The sequence below is a fragment of the Caproiciproducens sp. NJN-50 genome (genome assembly GCF_004103755.1).
Classification (GTDB): Bacteria; Bacillota; Clostridia; order Oscillospirales; family Acutalibacteraceae; genus Caproicibacter.
The window spans coordinates 2,267,149-2,283,711 of record NZ_CP035283.1; the positions used below are offsets into that span (position 1 = coordinate 2,267,149).

At 41.9% G+C, this 16,563-nt stretch carries 17 protein-coding genes and 4 pseudogenes; 3 read left to right on the forward strand and 18 right to left on the reverse strand.

All coding sequences use genetic code 11. The annotated features are described in order from the left end of the window. Positions 1-74: 74 nt before the first annotated feature. From EQM14_RS10900 to EQM14_RS10905, 3 genes are all read right to left on the reverse strand, one after another. The gene (locus tag EQM14_RS10900) at positions 75-878 is read right to left on the reverse strand and encodes a hypothetical protein (RefSeq protein WP_128743072.1); all 804 of its coding nucleotides are present in this window, start codon (positions 876-878) and stop codon (positions 75-77) included. Between the two features lie 258 nt (positions 879-1,136). Next, positions 1,137-1,301, reverse strand: a complete 165-nt coding sequence (locus tag EQM14_RS16380) for a hypothetical protein (RefSeq protein ID WP_164919047.1) — start codon at positions 1,299-1,301, stop codon at positions 1,137-1,139. 313 nt (positions 1,302-1,614) lie between these two features. Further along, the gene (locus tag EQM14_RS10905; RefSeq protein ID WP_128743073.1) at positions 1,615-2,826 is read right to left on the reverse strand and encodes a hypothetical protein; all 1,212 of its coding nucleotides are present in this window, start codon (positions 2,824-2,826) and stop codon (positions 1,615-1,617) included. A gap of 306 nt (positions 2,827-3,132) precedes the next feature. On the opposite strand from EQM14_RS10905, the pseudogene EQM14_RS10910 reads away from it, so the two are divergent. Next, positions 3,133-4,505, forward strand: a pseudogene (locus EQM14_RS10910) (IS1182 family transposase). Positions 4,506-4,722: 217 nt separating this feature from the next. Here EQM14_RS10910 and EQM14_RS10915 read toward each other — a convergent pair. From EQM14_RS10915 to EQM14_RS10945, 7 genes and pseudogenes are all read right to left on the reverse strand, one after another. Then, positions 4,723-4,857, reverse strand: a pseudogene (locus EQM14_RS10915) (Maff2 family mobile element protein); the annotation flags it as partial. Between the two features lie 38 nt (positions 4,858-4,895). Further along, positions 4,896-5,150, reverse strand: a pseudogene (locus tag EQM14_RS16720) (VirD4-like conjugal transfer protein, CD1115 family); the annotation flags it as partial. Positions 5,151-5,344: 194 nt separating this feature from the next. Further along, positions 5,345-6,667, reverse strand: coding sequence for an SIR2 family protein (locus EQM14_RS10925; RefSeq protein ID WP_164919049.1), 1,323 nt, complete (start codon positions 6,665-6,667; stop codon positions 5,345-5,347). After that, on the reverse strand, positions 6,657-8,015 hold the full coding sequence (locus EQM14_RS10930; RefSeq protein ID WP_128743076.1) for a hypothetical protein: 1,359 nt from the start codon (positions 8,013-8,015) through the stop codon (positions 6,657-6,659). The genes EQM14_RS10925 and EQM14_RS10930 overlap by 11 nt, the downstream gene beginning before the upstream one ends. After that, on the reverse strand, positions 8,012-8,440 hold the full coding sequence (locus tag EQM14_RS10935; RefSeq protein WP_128743077.1) for a hypothetical protein: 429 nt from the start codon (positions 8,438-8,440) through the stop codon (positions 8,012-8,014). The genes EQM14_RS10930 and EQM14_RS10935 overlap by 4 nt, the downstream gene beginning before the upstream one ends. Further along, positions 8,433-9,002, reverse strand: coding sequence for a hypothetical protein (locus EQM14_RS10940; protein WP_128743078.1), 570 nt, complete (start codon positions 9,000-9,002; stop codon positions 8,433-8,435). The genes EQM14_RS10935 and EQM14_RS10940 overlap by 8 nt, the downstream gene beginning before the upstream one ends. Before the next feature lie 167 nt (positions 9,003-9,169). Continuing rightward, positions 9,170-9,925 (reverse strand): DUF4368 domain-containing protein, encoded by a 756-nt coding sequence (locus EQM14_RS10945; RefSeq protein ID WP_128743079.1) that lies wholly within the window; start codon positions 9,923-9,925, stop codon positions 9,170-9,172. A 44-nt stretch (positions 9,926-9,969) separates the two neighbouring features. Here EQM14_RS10945 and EQM14_RS17015 point away from each other — a divergent pair, with 44 nt between their 5' ends. Continuing rightward, positions 9,970-10,935, forward strand: a complete 966-nt coding sequence (locus tag EQM14_RS17015; RefSeq protein WP_128741414.1) for an IS30 family transposase — start codon at positions 9,970-9,972, stop codon at positions 10,933-10,935. Positions 10,936-11,067: 132 nt separating this feature from the next. Here the strand turns inward: EQM14_RS17015 and EQM14_RS17020 are convergent. The 8 genes and pseudogenes from EQM14_RS17020 to EQM14_RS10985 form a co-directional block, all read right to left on the reverse strand. Further along, positions 11,068-11,907, reverse strand: a pseudogene (locus EQM14_RS17020) (recombinase family protein); the annotation flags it as partial. Positions 11,908-11,919: 12 nt separating this feature from the next. Then, positions 11,920-12,093 (reverse strand): hypothetical protein, encoded by a 174-nt coding sequence (locus EQM14_RS16725; protein ID WP_164919050.1) that lies wholly within the window; start codon positions 12,091-12,093, stop codon positions 11,920-11,922. Further along, positions 12,090-12,269: a hypothetical protein gene (locus EQM14_RS16730; protein ID WP_128743080.1), complete on the reverse strand. Its 180-nt coding sequence runs from the start codon at positions 12,267-12,269 to the stop codon at positions 12,090-12,092. The genes EQM14_RS16725 and EQM14_RS16730 overlap by 4 nt, the downstream gene beginning before the upstream one ends. Positions 12,270-12,444: 175 nt before the next feature. Beyond that, positions 12,445-13,878, reverse strand: coding sequence for a MobQ family relaxase (mobQ, locus tag EQM14_RS10965; RefSeq protein WP_128743081.1), 1,434 nt, complete (start codon positions 13,876-13,878; stop codon positions 12,445-12,447). Positions 13,879-14,073: 195 nt separating this feature from the next. Beyond that, entirely contained in the window at positions 14,074-14,307 is a 234-nt protein-coding gene (locus tag EQM14_RS10970) for a DUF3847 domain-containing protein (protein ID WP_205703167.1), read from the reverse strand. An 8-nt stretch (positions 14,308-14,315) separates the two neighbouring features. Continuing rightward, entirely contained in the window at positions 14,316-14,747 is a 432-nt protein-coding gene (locus tag EQM14_RS10975) for an RNA polymerase sigma factor (RefSeq protein ID WP_128743083.1), read from the reverse strand. 90 nt (positions 14,748-14,837) lie between these two features. Further along, positions 14,838-15,263 (reverse strand): RNA polymerase sigma factor, encoded by a 426-nt coding sequence (locus EQM14_RS10980; protein ID WP_128743084.1) that lies wholly within the window; start codon positions 15,261-15,263, stop codon positions 14,838-14,840. A gap of 440 nt (positions 15,264-15,703) precedes the next feature. Further along, positions 15,704-15,961, reverse strand: coding sequence for a hypothetical protein (locus EQM14_RS10985; RefSeq protein WP_128743085.1), 258 nt, complete (start codon positions 15,959-15,961; stop codon positions 15,704-15,706). A gap of 118 nt (positions 15,962-16,079) precedes the next feature. Between EQM14_RS10985 and EQM14_RS10990 the strand changes: the two genes are divergently transcribed. Continuing rightward, positions 16,080-16,559, forward strand: a complete 480-nt coding sequence (locus EQM14_RS10990; protein ID WP_128743086.1) for a hypothetical protein — start codon at positions 16,080-16,082, stop codon at positions 16,557-16,559. Positions 16,560-16,563 lie beyond the last annotated feature (4 nt).

A 16,563-nucleotide genomic window follows, 5' to 3' on the forward strand; every position in this document is an offset into this window, starting at 1 on the left:
TTGGGAACCCGCATAAAATAAGGTTTTCGGCATCAGGCAGACGAATATTACAAATATAAACATGCTGAATCACATTAAAACCATTTCTTGTCTATAAGAAGATACTCACGTATTTCCTTACGAATATCTTTGATCGTTGGAGAATGAGATTTGCTTTCATAAATAAAACTATTATAGATTGCCTGATAAGAAATATGTAAAGGGTTTTCTTCACTTGAATTAAAAGATTTGGCTTGCAAAATAAATTTTTTCAATTCAGGTATCATGTAGTTCTTCAAGTTGAAATCAATATCTGCCAGTAACGTTTCTAATAAGTTAATGATTTTTGTTGGCATAAAAGGGTTAGCAATAAATTCATTGATTTTCTGTATTGTTTTTTGATGTGTTTTAGTAAGATATAGTTTTTCCATTCTTACTACCCCTTTTTCTATCTGATCATTTAATTCTTTTTTGTAATTTTCAAACTCTTTTTCATCATCAAACAATTGCTCATGAAAAGGTGAACGATGGACTTTAAAAGTTTTAGTAGGCCCACTATCTTCAAGTAACATAAAACCACCAATATTTTCTTGAACCTCTTTGCTAATTTTATCATCAGTTAATTTAAAATTGTAAGTAGTTAACAAATCGAAAGCATTGCAAGCGGCTATCCCCATATAATCAAGGTCAAAATAGAATTCACCTTTTTCAACAGAAACAAAATCCAACAACTCAACAAGAACTTCTGTCTGTCTTTTCACAACTTCAGATCGTAAAGGTTGTAAGAGTGTATACCTTGCACGTCTATATGTTAAGATAGCAAGCAATGTTGCTATCAAAGTAAACAGAACCCATAAGACATCTTTAAGCCAACTGATATTGTTTATAACCCAATTCATTATTTATCTCCTTGACCGCCAAGTCTCAATGTCTGATAAACTTATTATAGCACATAAAAAATCGTTTCTAAAGAATGATTACTCAATTCCTTTAGAAACGATTTTGGTACGAGTGTTCATAACGACAAACTCGGGAACCCGCATAAAATAAGGGCTTTCGATGTCAAGTGAACGAATATTACACTTGAATCGAGTACATGAGCTTTTCTCTCTTCGATAGAACAAACTACAGTTCATAATTGCCTTAGAAATTCTTAATTATTTTTTTTCACCGTTTTGCTTTTCTAATTCATCTCTCAAAGTTCCTAAGAGTTTGTCGCTTCGAGTATCCCTACCGTCCGGATTTCTAAAAGATCCCGCAGGGATTTCCAACTTCTTTTCAAGATTTCCAATCTGGATATCACTTCTAATCTTCCTTTCCATATTTTCACCCCCCTTACGACAAACTTGGAACCCCGCATAAAATAAAGGCTTTAATCGTCAAGTGAACGAATATTGCACAGCTATATATCTTAATCGCAGTCGTTCTCTTTAAAAATGTATCCAATCCAACTGATTTAACTATATGTCTAACATCATGTTGGGTAACAAAATTCAGAAACAAATCATCGTCCGAATATGATATTATGCTAAAAGTTCATATGGAGAAATTAAAAAAGACTTGTAAACACTATCAAGATAGACGTAATTATTATCATAGTCTTCAATCTTAACATTACTCACATACTCATTAGTTTTATTTATGGATAGTGTTTATAGTTATTTTAGCTTTTGCCATATATGCTGAAATTGGATTATCCAAAGCCTCAGGATTTTCAAGTAACTGTCTTACTTGTCTAGCAATAGAAGTTTTATAGGTATCCAACTGGGGAACTAGAGTATATATGCTCGATGTATCGATTGTAATGGTCCTAAAATTATTTAAATCAAAAGGAATATTATCACATTTTCTAATTAAGTGTATTGTCGGTAAATTAAACGTATGTCTTAATGATAATTCATAGAAAACATTTGGATTATGATATGATAAATCTGCGATAACAAGTTTTGCATTTATTATATGTTCAATTATTTGTGATGTAATCATACCAGGTGCACTAATATTATCAGCCCTGACTACTGAAAGGTCAAATTCATTTAAAGCTGGTTCAACAATGCTGCTTAAAAACAAATCAGAGTGTTTTCGTTGCTCAGAACCTTCTTCACCAATTGGAGTAATATAAAAGCACATCTTTTCCCATTTGTCATGTTGAGCGTTGACAGTTTCGGCTGGTAAAGAATTGCCATAATTACTTTCAATAGTAGGAATTATTGCTGGAAGTATAGCTTTTTCAACAACTTGGGGTGTCGCAGAATTTATATCTTCAATTACCTGCTCAATTGTGATTATCCTTTCAGAACCAGCTAACACCTTTATTAAACCGATAAATTTTGCATTTATTATAAATAGTTCAACGCCTTTTTTACATTCTTCTTCTTCAAGTCCTTGTTCCTTAAGCGAATCAGCCAACACTGAGTTTGCTGGAACTTTCATGTTTTTAAATTGATTATACAATCCTGACAAATATGTATTGCTTCCTATAGCCAATTTAAAATTGGCTTCTGCACGTCGAGAGAGTTCTTCCTCTGGGTTTGTGGCAACTGATCCATCTGGAGTTAGTTCTATATAATCGGCTTGGTATCCACCCAAAGTTATACCATACTTTGCAGATGAAGTGACTAGAGTCCTGCTAGGCCCGCTTTCAGGAGCTTTGCCAATTTGATCGAATAAAGTTATTCTCCTAATTTTTTGGCCAGAAGCATACTGCCAGATTCCATTTGCAATAATCAGACTTTCTTCATAGGATAAGGCAGGGAAAGCACGAATAGCTCTTTTTCTTTTCCCTTCTGCTTCGGTGACTGTAGTTTGAGACCTTGCATCTTCTTCTATTGTAACTTCATCAGCCATATCCTGTTTCCTCCAAACATAATGTCACATTTTTCTTTCTAAATAATAATACACCTAAATATACCAAAAATAAAGATGCTATCCGACTAAATATGTCATTTATTATATCTATAAGAACTCCCCTTACGTTGAAAATAAAATGAATACTTGCCTAAGAATGAAGTACCGCCCACATGGACTATATGGGCGGTGTTTTTGTATATAGAAGTCACTTCGTGCCAAGTTCGAGGTGTTGACAAAGTTCCAAAAGGAGAGGCAAAAATGGTATAATGTAGGCAAAGAAAAAGCAGTGGGATGTGTTTGGGAATGCTGACGGAGCGAGACGGGATACAGATAAAAATGCATTGTGTCACCCTTGAGGACCTGGTGCCGCAGGAGCACTTTTTGCGCAAGCTGGAAAACGCCGTGGATTTCAGCTTCATCTACGACGAGGTTCGGGATTTGTACTGCCCGGATAACGGCAGGCCCGGAATCGATCCGGTAGTGCTGGTAAAATATCTACTGGTGGGATATCTGTACGGTATCGAATCGGAGCGTCGCATTGAGCAGGAGATTCAGGTGAATATGGCCTACCGGTGGTTCCTGGGGTTGGATTTGGATGATCGGGTGCCCGATCATTCTACAATTTCCCAGAATCGGCGCAGACGGTTTCATGGAAAAGAGGTGACCGTCACCTGTTTGAACATATTTTGCATCTATGCATGGAAAAGGGATTGGTGGATGGAAAGATCATTCTGACGGATTCCACGCATGTAAAAGCGAATGCCTCATTTAAGGCGAATACAAAAGTACTGGCCCAGCGCGAGACAACGGACTATATGGAACGGCTGGATCAGTATGAAGCGGAGGAACGTGCGCGGCTGGAGTCATCCGGCGCCATCAAGCCGCAGCGCGCGGGGCGTGAGAAAAAGGAAAGCGAAAAGGTGCAAAAGACGGTCAGCACCACCGATCCGGACGCTGAAATGCTGCAGCGGCCCGGAAAACCGGAAGGAATGCATTACCTGGATCATCAAAGCGTGGATGCCGCTCACGGAATTGTGGTGGATGTGGCAGTGACACCGGGAAATGTGAACGATTCGGAGCCATACCTGGGACGCATTGAATACATGCGGAAGCATTTGGGACTGGATATTCAAGCAGCCGGCGCGGATAGCGCCTATGGCACCAGCATGATTTACCGGGCGATGGACGATATGGGCATCTGGCTGTACACGCCCGCAGCAACGGGCGGGGCAACCTACAAGGTGGAGTTCAGGCGCGAGAATTTTCAGTATGATGCGGAAAAGGACTGCTTTATTTGCCCTGCTGGAAAACAACTGACCCTGCGGAATCTTGAGAGGGAGCACTACAACGTCTGCCGGGTATACAGAGCCGAAAAGAAAAACTGCCGGGCCTGCCCGATGCTAAGCAAGTGTGTAAGTGGCAGCCATCAAAGCCGCGCGATCCGAAAGAATATTTTTGAGGAATCCGTAAAAAAGCAGCGGGACACGGATGGTACATTCACCCACAAACATATCCTGAGTCTGCGCCAGATTTGGTGTGAGGGCAGCTTTGCGGCCCAGAAATGGATGCACAACTTAAGACGTCTGTTCAGACGGGGAATCGAGGCGGCGGAAGATCACTGCCTCTTGTCGGCAACCGCCTTAAACCTAAAGCGCATGGTTAAGTGCCTGGGATAAGTCCCAAGGCGCTTCTTTTTTTGCCTGTTCCCCCTGGATTTCTCATGGCTTCGTCCCGAATGATGGGGTTTGTCAACACCTCGAACTTGGCCCGAAGTCGGCGCTCCGCGCCTGTTGTTGCGTCATGTCACTATCACTTTTGATTTATAAAGATACAGTTACCATCTGTTGACTGCCTATCTCAGTTTTATTGGTTTTCTTAGTTGCTTCCTTATGAGCCCTGCGCATTCGCACCCGGATTGTCGTTGCCGTAACCTTCCAACAGGTTGATCGCGCCCCAAATGGCAAGGCCCGCGCCGAGGGCGATCACAAGGGTCTGGAGAACGCCGATTGCGGAATGAAAGAAACTCATAATACTACCTCCATTTTTTAAGTTGTATATATAAACCGCTATTCTGCGGCTTTTGGGTTCCCGGAGAGGTCAACGGAATACGTGTTGAACACATCGTCCGGTTTCGGTTTTAATTTTGTGGACAGAAACTTCTCAATATGGAAAGCGTTGCGGGGATCATAGTCGGACAGGTACTTGTAGTTCGGATGCTTTGTGATGTCGTACTTGTCCGAAAGGAAAGGCCGGACACCGCGAAGCTGGAGGATACATTTGCCGCCGTCAAGAACAGACAGCTCATCGACCGAAGCGAGATCACTGCAACATTGTCAAGGGGTAAATTAAAACCATAAGCTAAAACCGTGTCCAATAAATCACGGCTTTAGCTTATGGTTGTTATGTGCAATTTAATATTAAATTAAAACTGCCAGTACTGTGATGATGCGTTATGCAGGGAATTAACACCCAAAATAAGAGGTCGAACTATGTTGCTAAGAAGCAAAATAGTTTATTAAATATTTCTATTAAAGTAATTCTCAAATCCATTGTAATAAAAGTGTGGATTATTTCGTTTGAAAACATCTAAATATCTTTCCTCGGGTAACAGATATTTTAAATGTTGATCTCGCTTTGCTATTCTCTGAGGATTATCAGTATAGTGTAAAACCACATCAATTTCTGCATTTTCAGAAATGTTCTTCTGTAGTAACATTCGAAATTCATAGTCGGCTAAAGGAAATGAATAGCCAATAAATATTATTTTATCTGCATTCATTAGTGCGAAGCTTGCGGATTTCCATAAATTTCTATAGAGTTGATTATCAATAGATTTTATCATGGTAGGAGTTATTATTTCTGGCTGAATTAACACAGAATTTCCTTTAGAGGATTTCTTGCATATCAAACATTCTTCAGAGGATGAATCATCAAACAAATATTTCCCATATGGTTGTTTCTCAATTATAGAGAGCCCTCCGCAATCTAAGCATCTGAACCAGTTAATGGAACCATGCAGCTTAATTAGTTTTACGGACTTATCTCGTGAAACTCTCTCTTCCTTTTTTGAATCAAATTTGTAGTATTTGTCATTCAAGCACAAATTATAATTTATCCCACTTTTATTTAAATAGCCTTCCCAAAGCGTATCCCAATTTGTTGAAACTATAGTTATATTATCTAAATTTTGAGATACAAAGCTTATTACTCTTTGGTATGCAGGGTGTTTAAAAGAATGTTCCATTGTTTTTTTCCCAAAATAATATGTAAATAGACGTAAAATTGAATGCCGAACGCTATCCATATCTAAATAGGTATACTTATTATTATGCTCCTTTAAAATAATGGCTTTATCAAAAGATGTAAATACATCTTCCAAACTTACGTTAAGATGAATATCAACAAGTTTTTGCCGTATTTGTTCTTTTAATATTTCCAAATTTTTAAAATAATCGTTTAAATCTACGATGTATTCTGGCCTCTCAAAAAGTAATGAATGCATTTCTTTCGTAGCCAATTCAGCATCTGTACCCTTTAGTGTTGTAATTTCGCCCCACTTTCCGAGAAAATTATTAATTGCTTCAAACCGAGTTTTTGCTTCCAGAATGTTGATATAGCTCTTATGATATATATCGTAAGAGTCCCCATAAGAGTATAAAAGATATAATCCTACTTCAATGAAAGCTCGTAAAAACTTAATACTTTGAGGCTCTGCCTTTATATCAAGAATAGACCGTTTTTCTGGAGCCAACATTGCATCGATGATTTTATTTTGTATTGGCAATTTTGCTGGGGCTGAGAAACCAGCTCCAGTAACAATAACAATTTTATCTGGCATAAATTTCACACCATGATTTGATATTTTGATACCATTCAGGAGCATATACACTTACTGCATTAAGAAAATCTTGGATTAAAGAGTTCAACGGTTTAGTATTTACCTCATTCCATTCTCTAATTTTGCAGTATAAAAAATGTATTGCTGCAATTAAACTAGCATCTGTGGTTGGTCTATTACGGGACACAATCCCATACCTTGTTTTCATAGTAAATGGAATAGAGTCGTTATAATTACTAAAATTGTTAATATCATTTTTTATAGTGATATAGCATTGCTTACAATCGCAAATGTTATCAAAATAGTCTTTAACATAATCAGAGGAAGATTTTTTTCCACTAAAGTAACCTTTACTACTTAAAATGCTAGCAGCTTCATCAAACCTTAATCTTCTATGAATAGGGTAAAAATAATATTTATTGACCGGTAACCCACCACCGACTGGAGTTATATTCCTCGCTTCACCATACCCAACCGATTGTGCCACACCATATAATCTGTGAGTAATTTCAGTATTACAAAGAAGTATAGAATCATATCCGCCATATGCCATAATCGGTTTTTTCCCTATGGTATCAAATACTTTTAAAAGTTCGTAAAATGCTTGTCTTAAATCATAATTGGCATCAAAAGAATCAAAATCATCAATCCAAATAAACAGATAATCATACCCATTGACATTATATGTACTTTTTATCTGCTCTAAATATTCTTTTTTAAGTAAGGATTCTTTGTCCAGAACCAATTGGGCAGCTAAGTCATAAGTCTTTTCTCCAATATTTAAAGAAACATATTTTTCAATGCAGCTCTTGTTAATACTTAGCCATTTAAGATTAGTATTTCTATCATATTCATTTTTTATCATAAAATATGGTGCAATGAGGAATCTAGGAATTGGTCCAACTTTAGCAAATTTTAAATATTTATCATATTCTTTTGTTTTAATAAAACTGTCAACATATGAAGTTTCAAATTCCCATACTTTTTTAACCAATTCATCAATTTCACTTTCAACTTCATAAACTTTCGGTGTCCGTTGCTCATCAATTATAATATTAGCAAGTGCTTCCGGCATGCAATTAAGATATTTCTCAATGGATTTTTTTAAGTGCATTCTTCCCTTTTTGTTTTTCGCTTGAAGGGCTGAAATGTCATGTTGAAAAATATGGGTTTGAGGGTCAATAATATATTGCCGTTTATGTACCGAAACTAAATCTGCAACTGCCGCCCCACTATAAGCTACAATGGTAGCATTAAAAATGACTGCGTCAAATTCATTTTTAAATTTGACAAAAGCCTTTTTATCTGTTCCAGTATTGTATCTGAGAATTCTTAATGGTGAATTCATATTGTCACCCCCTTAATATAATTGATAACACTGGCTTTTTGAACGGTCCAAACATCCTCTATGTGTTTTGGCCTCAATACATATTCAAAAAAATCGTTTTCATAATTGTAAAAATATAATCCTATGCCCTGCTCAGTACAAGAATTTACAACTGTATTTATTGCTCTATCAGTTTTGGGCTTTGGAATACATATTTCAAGATAGTCAAAGCATATTCCTACACGTAAAGCTTGCTTAATAGCTCTTTTCCAATCCGATAGTTTGAATTCAATAGCAGATACTTCATGTGAAATATTGTTGTATTTTACAACATCAATAGAACGGCTAAACACAGGGACTTCACAGATAAGTTGCTGATTTTTCTCTTTGAAACTTTTCAAGAAGGATTCCCTAAGTTCTTCTTCGCTATAAGCATAATTAGTCATCACGCATTACCTCATCTTTAATCAAGGAATTTGTGGTATACTTCGGATACTTTGTATATACATATTTGAGTATTTGTTTAGGATATAATGATATAATCTTTTTCTTAAATATCTCCAGTATGGACAACTGATCTGGATCTAATGGAAGTATTTCTTCTTCCACGTATTTAATTCCTTGAGTTGCAATCTCATACTTCATATACTTCCCATCTTCTCTCACGTGACTTTGGCTTTGTTCTGTCATCTCATCAATAAACGCATCTTCTTGCCAATCGTCTACCTCTCCCATCTCTTCTGAAGCATTTATATCAGTCACTTTAATAAAGCCAAGGCCCCGGAAAAACTCTATTTGGTCATATAATTCTTTCGAAAAAGGCCCATAATTATATGCAAAGAATTCCGGCAATTTGTCAGAGTTTAATCCTTTCTTTTTCAATAATGGTGCTATCTCCTCATTAAATAAGAACATCATTTTTGTTAATCGAATAGCGCCTTTAATTGGCTTCTTGTTATCCAAATACAGTAAAAGTAATAAGTAATCCGATCCTATTAATTTACTCATATTCTATCTCTCCATACATAAAAAATTACGCAGATAATACCATTGGTAAGTGGCGAACAATATACAAATTTTGCTGCTTAAATTCTCAAATCTATAATAGCCCAATAACTGCCAATGTTCAACCACAAATTTTAAAACTTCTCTATTGAAAAAAGTAAGCGGTATTCTCATGTCGTTTCCTTTTTAATTTCACCGACGAAATTATACACGATTTTGACCCGTTGGACTTTTTCGCCGTTCTCAACATGGATTTGACCTATCACGATTTTGTCAATCAGACGGTGAACAATCGCTTCGTCCAATTCTTCAACGGCTGCGTACTGGCCGATTTCCTCAATAAAAGTCCGAACATCCTTGCTACGATCATCGACGCGGCTGAGTGTTTCCATGATTTCCTGTGTTCGAGTCTTGCCCTGTGTTTGCTCCTGCTCAAGTTGCTCTGTCATCACGACAAAGCGATGCTCCGTTAGAATGCCCTTGGATTTATCTTCATAGAGGCTCATGAACAGCTGATCAATTTCCTGATTACGCGCTGTCAAGGCGTTCAGCTCTTTCTTGAGCGACACTTCATCGACGTTTTGTTTCTGTTCCAGCTTTTTGGTGAGTTGGGTATAGAAAGCATCTGAATCCTGCAAGGCTTTCCGGGCATGTTTCTGAATATCGGCTAATACAAGGTTATATAGGTCGCGAGCTTCAATCTTATGGCTGGTACAGGCGTTTTTCCCCAACCGGTTATAGGTTTGGCAAATGTAATAGGACTTGTCGATTGGCTCCCGCTTTTCCTTGGTGACGCGGTTAATATCCATACGGCCCACCTTTTCATACCGCGCCTGCATGGATTTCCCGCAGGTTTCGCAATGAGGTGAATTAAAATAGCAAGTGCAACAGGAGGGTAGAAAGAGTCCACAAAAAGCCAAATCCATGATACAGTAGGAGTTGAAAAGACACCACTGAAGGAGAGGCTTTTATGGACTACCACCATCTTACACCAAAAGAGCGCGCATTGATAGCCCAATTGTGGAATAACGGGATCAGTATGAGGCAGCTTGCACGCAGGTTGCAAAGGGATCCGGGCACAATCAGCCGGGAGATCAAGAGGAACCGTTCGGGACAAAAATATCTTAGCGTTCCGGCACGGGCCCGGTACCTTGAACGGCGAATGGAATGCCGCCGGAAGAGGCTGTATCAAAACCCACGTCTGACAGCTTACATATCCGAAAAGCTTGAATTGTCATGGTCGCCCGAACAAATTGCCGGAAGAATCCGGTTAGACTATCCGGATGACCGGGACATGAAAATCTCGCACAGCAGCATATATCGGTCGCTACGCGCGGACTTGCTGCCACGTTCCGTACAACTTACGATGAAACTGCGTCACTATGGCCGTCAGCATGGAGAAACTCGTGGGTACAAGGCCGGGGCGCGGGAAATCCGGGAGAGAAGCAAAGAAGCTCTACGCAGAAAGAGACTTGGAGACTGGGAAGCTGACACGATCGGGTTCGGACAAGCAAAACGCGCTTATTTGCTGAATGTGACCGACCGAAAAAGTCGATACTGCTGCCTGGCCGTCCTGCGCAACATCAGACGGGAAGAAGTCATGCGGGGCTTTGAGTTCTTCTTTGAAGGCGGAAAGGTTCCGCTCCGCACGGTAACGTCGGATCGAGGGATCGAATTCAACTGCCACCGTGAATTTGAGAGCCGCTTTGAAGCGTTGTATTATTACACTCGCCCAGCCTCTCCGTGGCAGAAGCCAACTGTGGAAAATACGAACGGATTGATTCGTCAGTTTTTCCCCAGAGGAACCCGTTTTACAGAACTTACCCCAGAAGCCGTGGCATTTGTCATGGAGCGTCTCAACGACCGCCCGCGTAAATGTTTGAATTGGAAAACTCCTGCTGAAGTCATTTCTTCTTATCTGTTGCACTTCACTTGACAATTCACCATGAAGCAAACCGTGAAACAGATTATAGAAGGGACAGGCGTTGCCTTTCATGATGGGCGGGCGATGATCGATCAGCTTTTGCACCCGTTCCCACTGCTCTTTACTGACTATGGCCTCATGACAGTTTTCGATGATTTCCCATTGGTCGCGAGGAATGGCATTGATCGTATTGGAACGGATCGCCTTCTGGTGAGTTTTACAAACAACATGAGCACCGTAGTAAACAGGATTCCGAAGAATCATGCTGATAACGGAACCGCCCCACGAGTAGTAATTAATGTCTGGATTGGCTTTGATTCTGCACCGCGTAATCGGTATTTTGCGTTCCAACAGATATTTAGAGATACGCATGTTGCCCCATCCGTCCGAAGCAAGGTCATAAATCTTTTTGACGATGGGCGCAGTCTTCGGGTCGATAATCAAATGCCCATGATCCTTCGGGTCACGTATCAGACCGTAGGGAGTGGTGCCGCCTAAAAACTTGCCCTGCCGGGAACGCGTCATCCATCCGGCTAAAACCTTTTTGGAAATATCCCGGCTGTAGAGGTCATTTAGAATGTTGCGGAATGGAGTAATGTCCAACTCCTGCTTGTTTTGACTGTCCACACCATCCGTAATGGCAATATAGCGCACATTATGGCGCGGAAAGTAGATTTCGATGTAGCTGCCCGCCTCGATATAATTGCGTCCAAGGCGGGAGAGGTCTTTGGTAATCACACAGTTGACTTTGCCCGCCTCGATGTCGGCAATCATCCGCTGAAACCCGGGACGGTTGAAATTGCGGCCCGTATATCCATCGTCCACATAAAAAGAATATTCGCCCATGCCGTTCTTTTCCGCGTAATCCTTCAACATTGCTTTCTGGTTGCTGATGCTCATGCTTTCGTTATCGCGCCCGTCTTCCATGGAAAGACGGCAGTACAGGGCGGTGGTCGGATAGATCAAATTGTTTTTCCTGCTCATTTTACGTTCTCCTTAAATGAACAGGGACACGATACCTAAAGTGTACCATGTCCCCGCCGCTTTTTCAACGCCTTGGAAAGCGTCTTGCATACTCTGTTTTCCGCTGTATTCGTGAACGATAATGTAACGGGGTTTTGCTCCTTTCGATTTACTGGAAGAAGCCACAGATTTTTCGCAATGATTCATAGGCGAGCCTCCTTTGAACGTTTGGATTGAAAATTCGGGCAATCCATTACGACGGCCCGGAAACTCTGCTTGCAGCCGTGGACGCATTTCCGGCAAAGTGAGTTGTATGTCATACGGTTTCGGTGATTTAAGAAAAGCTGCCATTCCAGCTTGTGTTTTTTGCTCATTCTCGGCATGAAAGCCACTCCTTTCGTCGCTCAAATGGATAGATGAATTTTCTGTAGCTTTCCGGTGCTGTTTTCGGGAAAAATCGGCCCTGTAAGCCCTATCTGTGAAGCGGGGCATTATGGGGATAGGGGTAGGACAGGCAGACATAAAATGTTGTGTTCCGGTATTGTTTCGGTGCGGATTTTATCGCTCATGATTGCATCCCCGATCTCTGGACTTCTCCGGCCGGGCAAGCTCGTCGGCAGTCTTGCGGATTTTCTCTATAGCCTGAATATCCGTTCGCATGGCTTTCATTTGTTGATACAGGGCGTTGCTTTGGGCAGTTAGGCGTTCCACTTCGGTCTGCCAATGCTTCGGCATAAGCTTTTCACCAGACACTTTCAGATCATCCAAATACCGTATGGCAGCATCATACAATGCAAGTTCAACACTGTGCGCGTCCTGAAATTTTTCACGAGCTTGCGGTTTCAGGGAGACAAGCCGCTGACGAACCGGTTTGTTGTCGGTGTACTGTTTCCACATGGAAAGCCGCTTATTCAATCCGTCGGTCTGGCGGGCAGTGGCAGCAATCTCGCCGCGCACACCATAATATTCCGTTTGCATGGCAGTCACTTTCGCGTGAAGCTCCTGCATGGAAGAAATGTTGTTTTCCTGTAAAAAGTTGAACAAAGCAGAGCTCTCTTTGAGGGCTTTGACCTTGCCGTACCGGGTAGCCGGTCTAATTGTGTCCTGCGCCTGCTGAAACTGCTCCCAAATGCTCGGTTTTTGTTTCGGCTTGGCTGCCTGTTGCTTCGACCAGTTGTAAAGGCGGGTGATACGTGCCTTGATTTCTTTGAGCAGCCGGTTCTGTGCGGCAATTTCCCGATTGACGGTGCCTTTTTCAGTGAAAATCCCCCGGTACTCCATCTGCGTGGTCGCGACGCCCATATGAACGGTAGGAATCTTCTGTACGCCCTGACGGACATAGCTGCGGTGGTCGATTCGCTCCGGCTTGCCGATCTGCTCCAACGTGCGGTTACAGGTATCAGCCCAAGCTGCCCGCCACACTTCGGCTTTGCCCGGATCGTTCCAATCAGTAGTATCAACCCGGTGGCTTTTGAAACCGCCACTGGGAAGTGGAATACGCTGACCGCGCGCATCAAGGTCATATTTCTTCCGGCACTTCGCGCCCCATTCGCCGCGCTCAGTCAGCGGGCGCAGGATGAGCATGATATGCGCGTGCGGGTTCCCGTTGCCTTTATCGTGAATAGAAAAATCCGCACACATGCCGGAAGCTATAAAAGTATCCCGGACATAGGCGCGAACAAGTTTGATTTGCATATCCCGGTTAAGCTCTGCTGGCAGGGCAATTTCGATTTCACGGGCAAGCTGGGCGTTGCGGCTTTTTTCGATCTGCTCCACGCTGTTCCAGAGGGTGGAACGGTCGGAAAATTCGGGTGGGGCATGGGCAGGAAGAAGAATTTCCGAATAGACTACGCCGCCTTTTTTCGTATAATCATGGGTGATGCTGTCCCACTCGTTTGTGAGCTTTTGCCCGCTGCGGTAAGCGGCGGCGGCAACGGCACTTCGGCCTTGGCTTCGCTTGATGATTTTGATGCTGCAATGGTAGATTGCCATAGGCAAGAATCCTTTCATTACAGATATAACAAAACCTCACGCCGGGTCGGATTCTCCGCAGAGAATTCGACCCGGCATGAGGTTGCACAAGAGGTTTGGAGGGCGTAGCCCCCATCGCGCCCGTCAGGGCGCAACGGCCTCGCAGAGCGCACGGCACCCGCAAGGGTGTATAAGTGCGCCCTTGTCCCAAGGGAACTATCCGCTGCCTTTGTGGGAATCTCGTTTTCCTTGAAGAAACGCTTTGACCTGTTCGCCTGTCATGGGGACGATTTCGGGAAAGATGCTTTCCAGAATTGCTCCACGCTCAATGAGGCGGTGAGTTCGTTCTTTGCGCTTCGAATCGGTCTTCCGGTTCAGCAAAATTTTCTGCCGGTTTTCAAGCTGGCGGATTTTCTCCCGCACAGCTTCCGGCTCCTGTGACGATGGCATAGTATCAATCACTCCATCCATTTCTTTTTTTCAAAATAGTGCCTGAGATTTTTCACGCCTTTTCTCACGGAATCGCATACGCCGCTGCTGTTTACGCCTTCGGCGCGGGCAATATCCACTTTCTTCATGCCAAGTATGTAATGAGCGTACACGCGCCGCGCCTGAATGGGCGGCAGGTGGTCAAGAGCTTCATAAAGCTGTTGCATTGAAACTTTTTGCATAAGGATTTCTTCGGGCGACGGCTCCGTGTGAAGAATGCTGTTTTCAATGCCGTCGCCGCGATCCAGAGAATAGTAGGCTTTGTGTCGATATGTTCTTTGACGGTAATTGTTTTCCTGACGAGTAGCTAAAAGAATGGCTTCAGCAACCTCGTCGCTAACTTCAATAAAATGATCTTCTGTAAGGAGCGGGTAATACTTGCGCAGATTGATTGTAGGCATACGGCTAACCTCCAGACAGCGAACGGGACAGACAGATTAAACCTGCCTGTCCCGTTTACTCATGTGATAGGGCAAATGCCCTTCACTTGATTAGCCTGAAAATTCCTTTCCGTACGGTGGGTACGCAAAAAAATTCCTGCATTTATTGCGTACTGCTTCAATGCTGTCCTGAACGGCAGATTTGGAACAATTGCAGAGTTTTCCAATCGCTGAATAGCTTAGTCCATGCATCGCAAAGAGAAGAAACCGCTGTCGCTGAATCTTTGTGCAGCTTTCCAACACTGACATGATTTCCTGCAAGGTTTCTTTTCGGCAGAGCCACTGCTCCGGCGTTTCGGAATAACAGCATCCCTCACGTGCGACTATGTATTCATCGAATTCCCGCCTGTCCCAATGACGGCGCTGTTCATGGGCAAGATTTTCGACCTTATGCTCGGCTTGGTCAAGATATTCACAGATCTCAACGGTAACTTCAACGGGCACGGCTTGTCCGCTGATTTTGATAGATACCTCCATGATTTTCTGTCCTTTCTGAAAGATTTGAAATTTCAGAAAGGATTGGGAGGCGAGCGACAATGCGGAAAAACGAGTGCAAAAAAGCTCACTTGGACAGAATCCAGATGAGCTTTGAAAGGGAGAGGAAATGTGAAGTCCTCTTTAATATGATTGATTGATTCCTGTTGATAGGCAGGGTTATCCTTAGAACCGCACAGGCTTTTTTTGACAGATTACTTATTAGAGCGACGCATAACAGATAGATGTCCGCTTCATCACGCCCGACCGCTGACTATCAGCGGTCGCCTGTAGTTCATGGAACATTGAACACATATAGAAAAGCCCTCCAAACTCGTAAGTCTGGAGGGAAGGGAAAAAGCGTTTATTCAAGCATAGGAATAGACCCACCAAATTTACGTTTTTTTTATTTGGCGGGTCATTTTTATGATAGGTCGAGTGGGTTATGCTGGTGTCCATTCTCCAACCCATCGCCCTGTAGTGCGGTTAAATTGTCTTTTGTAATACGCTCCATTGATTTTTTTAACGAACCAAACATATTGTGTTGCTTGTGTTGTCATTATTTGGTCAGCAGCAGAGGATATCCCTTTGGCAGATACTGTTGAAGCTTCCGCAGTGGTACACAAGGCTCCGCTCAATAAGGTTTGAAATAGCAAAGCTAAGGCTATAACTTTTGTTAAGGTTTTCTTAATGGCTTTCATTTTCTTTCCTCTCTTTCTTTTATTGGCAAATTCTTATATGGCTCTTCGAGTCCTTTTATAGTAGTTAAATATCCGGCGTTATGTAAATAAACATGCATTTGCAGCCACTACAAGTAATGTGGATGCAGATATCGCATCCAGCAAAACAACTTCCATAAAGGATTCTGACCTACAATATTTAGAAACGGCATTCAGCATTCTTATGGAAGCTCCCGATGAGTTTCTGAAAACAGCCAGCGATACGGAAATCCGTGACTACTTTAAACTCAAGGGATTAGAGTTTAAAACTCAAAAAGAACTTATGGTAAGCTCCAATGAGATTACAACACAAGATTTTTGGGATGGAGCTAAATGTGCGGCTGCTATTACGGTGGTTATTGGTGGAACCGTATTTGCAGGTGCCAAGCTACTCAAAATCAGGAAATATGTTAAAGCTATCGGTGGTGTAAAAAAAGCCGCCGCCGCTCTGATTGCCTATGCCAAAGCAGGAAATGCTATACCGCCAAATGTGAAAGCAGATGTCGGTAAGTCAATTCAGAAGCTAGCCGAAGAAGTCCTCGGAATCGCAACTATACAAGAGTATTGTTTCGGCGGGTAAACAA

Excerpts from the sequence above, each read along its gene's own strand:
- EQM14_RS10900 (WP_128743072.1), bottom strand. The coding sequence starts at position 878 with ATGAATTGGGTTATAAACAATATCAGTTGGCTTAAAGATGTCTTATGG.
- EQM14_RS16380 (WP_164919047.1), bottom strand. The coding sequence starts at position 1,301 with ATGGAAAGGAAGATTAGAAGTGATATCCAGATTGGAAATCTTGAAAAG.
- EQM14_RS10905 (WP_128743073.1), bottom strand. The coding sequence starts at position 2,826 with ATGGCTGATGAAGTTACAATAGAAGAAGATGCAAGGTCTCAAACTACA.
- EQM14_RS10925 (WP_164919049.1), bottom strand. The coding sequence starts at position 6,667 with ATGCCAGATAAAATTGTTATTGTTACTGGAGCTGGTTTCTCAGCCCCA.
- EQM14_RS10930 (WP_128743076.1), bottom strand. The coding sequence starts at position 8,015 with ATGAATTCACCATTAAGAATTCTCAGATACAATACTGGAACAGATAAA.
- EQM14_RS10935 (WP_128743077.1), bottom strand. The coding sequence starts at position 8,440 with ATGACTAATTATGCTTATAGCGAAGAAGAACTTAGGGAATCCTTCTTG.
- EQM14_RS10940 (WP_128743078.1), bottom strand. The coding sequence starts at position 9,002 with ATGAGTAAATTAATAGGATCGGATTACTTATTACTTTTACTGTATTTG.
- EQM14_RS10945 (WP_128743079.1), bottom strand. The coding sequence starts at position 9,925 with ATGGATTTGGCTTTTTGTGGACTCTTTCTACCCTCCTGTTGCACTTGC.
- EQM14_RS17015 (WP_128741414.1), top strand. The coding sequence starts at position 9,970 with ATGGACTACCACCATCTTACACCAAAAGAGCGCGCATTGATAGCCCAA.
- EQM14_RS16725 (WP_164919050.1), bottom strand. The coding sequence starts at position 12,093 with ATGAATCATTGCGAAAAATCTGTGGCTTCTTCCAGTAAATCGAAAGGA.
- EQM14_RS16730 (WP_128743080.1), bottom strand. The coding sequence starts at position 12,269 with ATGCCGAGAATGAGCAAAAAACACAAGCTGGAATGGCAGCTTTTCTTA.
- mobQ (WP_128743081.1), bottom strand. The coding sequence starts at position 13,878 with ATGGCAATCTACCATTGCAGCATCAAAATCATCAAGCGAAGCCAAGGC.
- EQM14_RS10970 (WP_205703167.1), bottom strand. The coding sequence starts at position 14,307 with ATGCCATCGTCACAGGAGCCGGAAGCTGTGCGGGAGAAAATCCGCCAG.
- EQM14_RS10975 (WP_128743083.1), bottom strand. The coding sequence starts at position 14,747 with ATGCCTACAATCAATCTGCGCAAGTATTACCCGCTCCTTACAGAAGAT.
- EQM14_RS10980 (WP_128743084.1), bottom strand. The coding sequence starts at position 15,263 with ATGGAGGTATCTATCAAAATCAGCGGACAAGCCGTGCCCGTTGAAGTT.
- EQM14_RS10985 (WP_128743085.1), bottom strand. The coding sequence starts at position 15,961 with ATGAAAGCCATTAAGAAAACCTTAACAAAAGTTATAGCCTTAGCTTTG.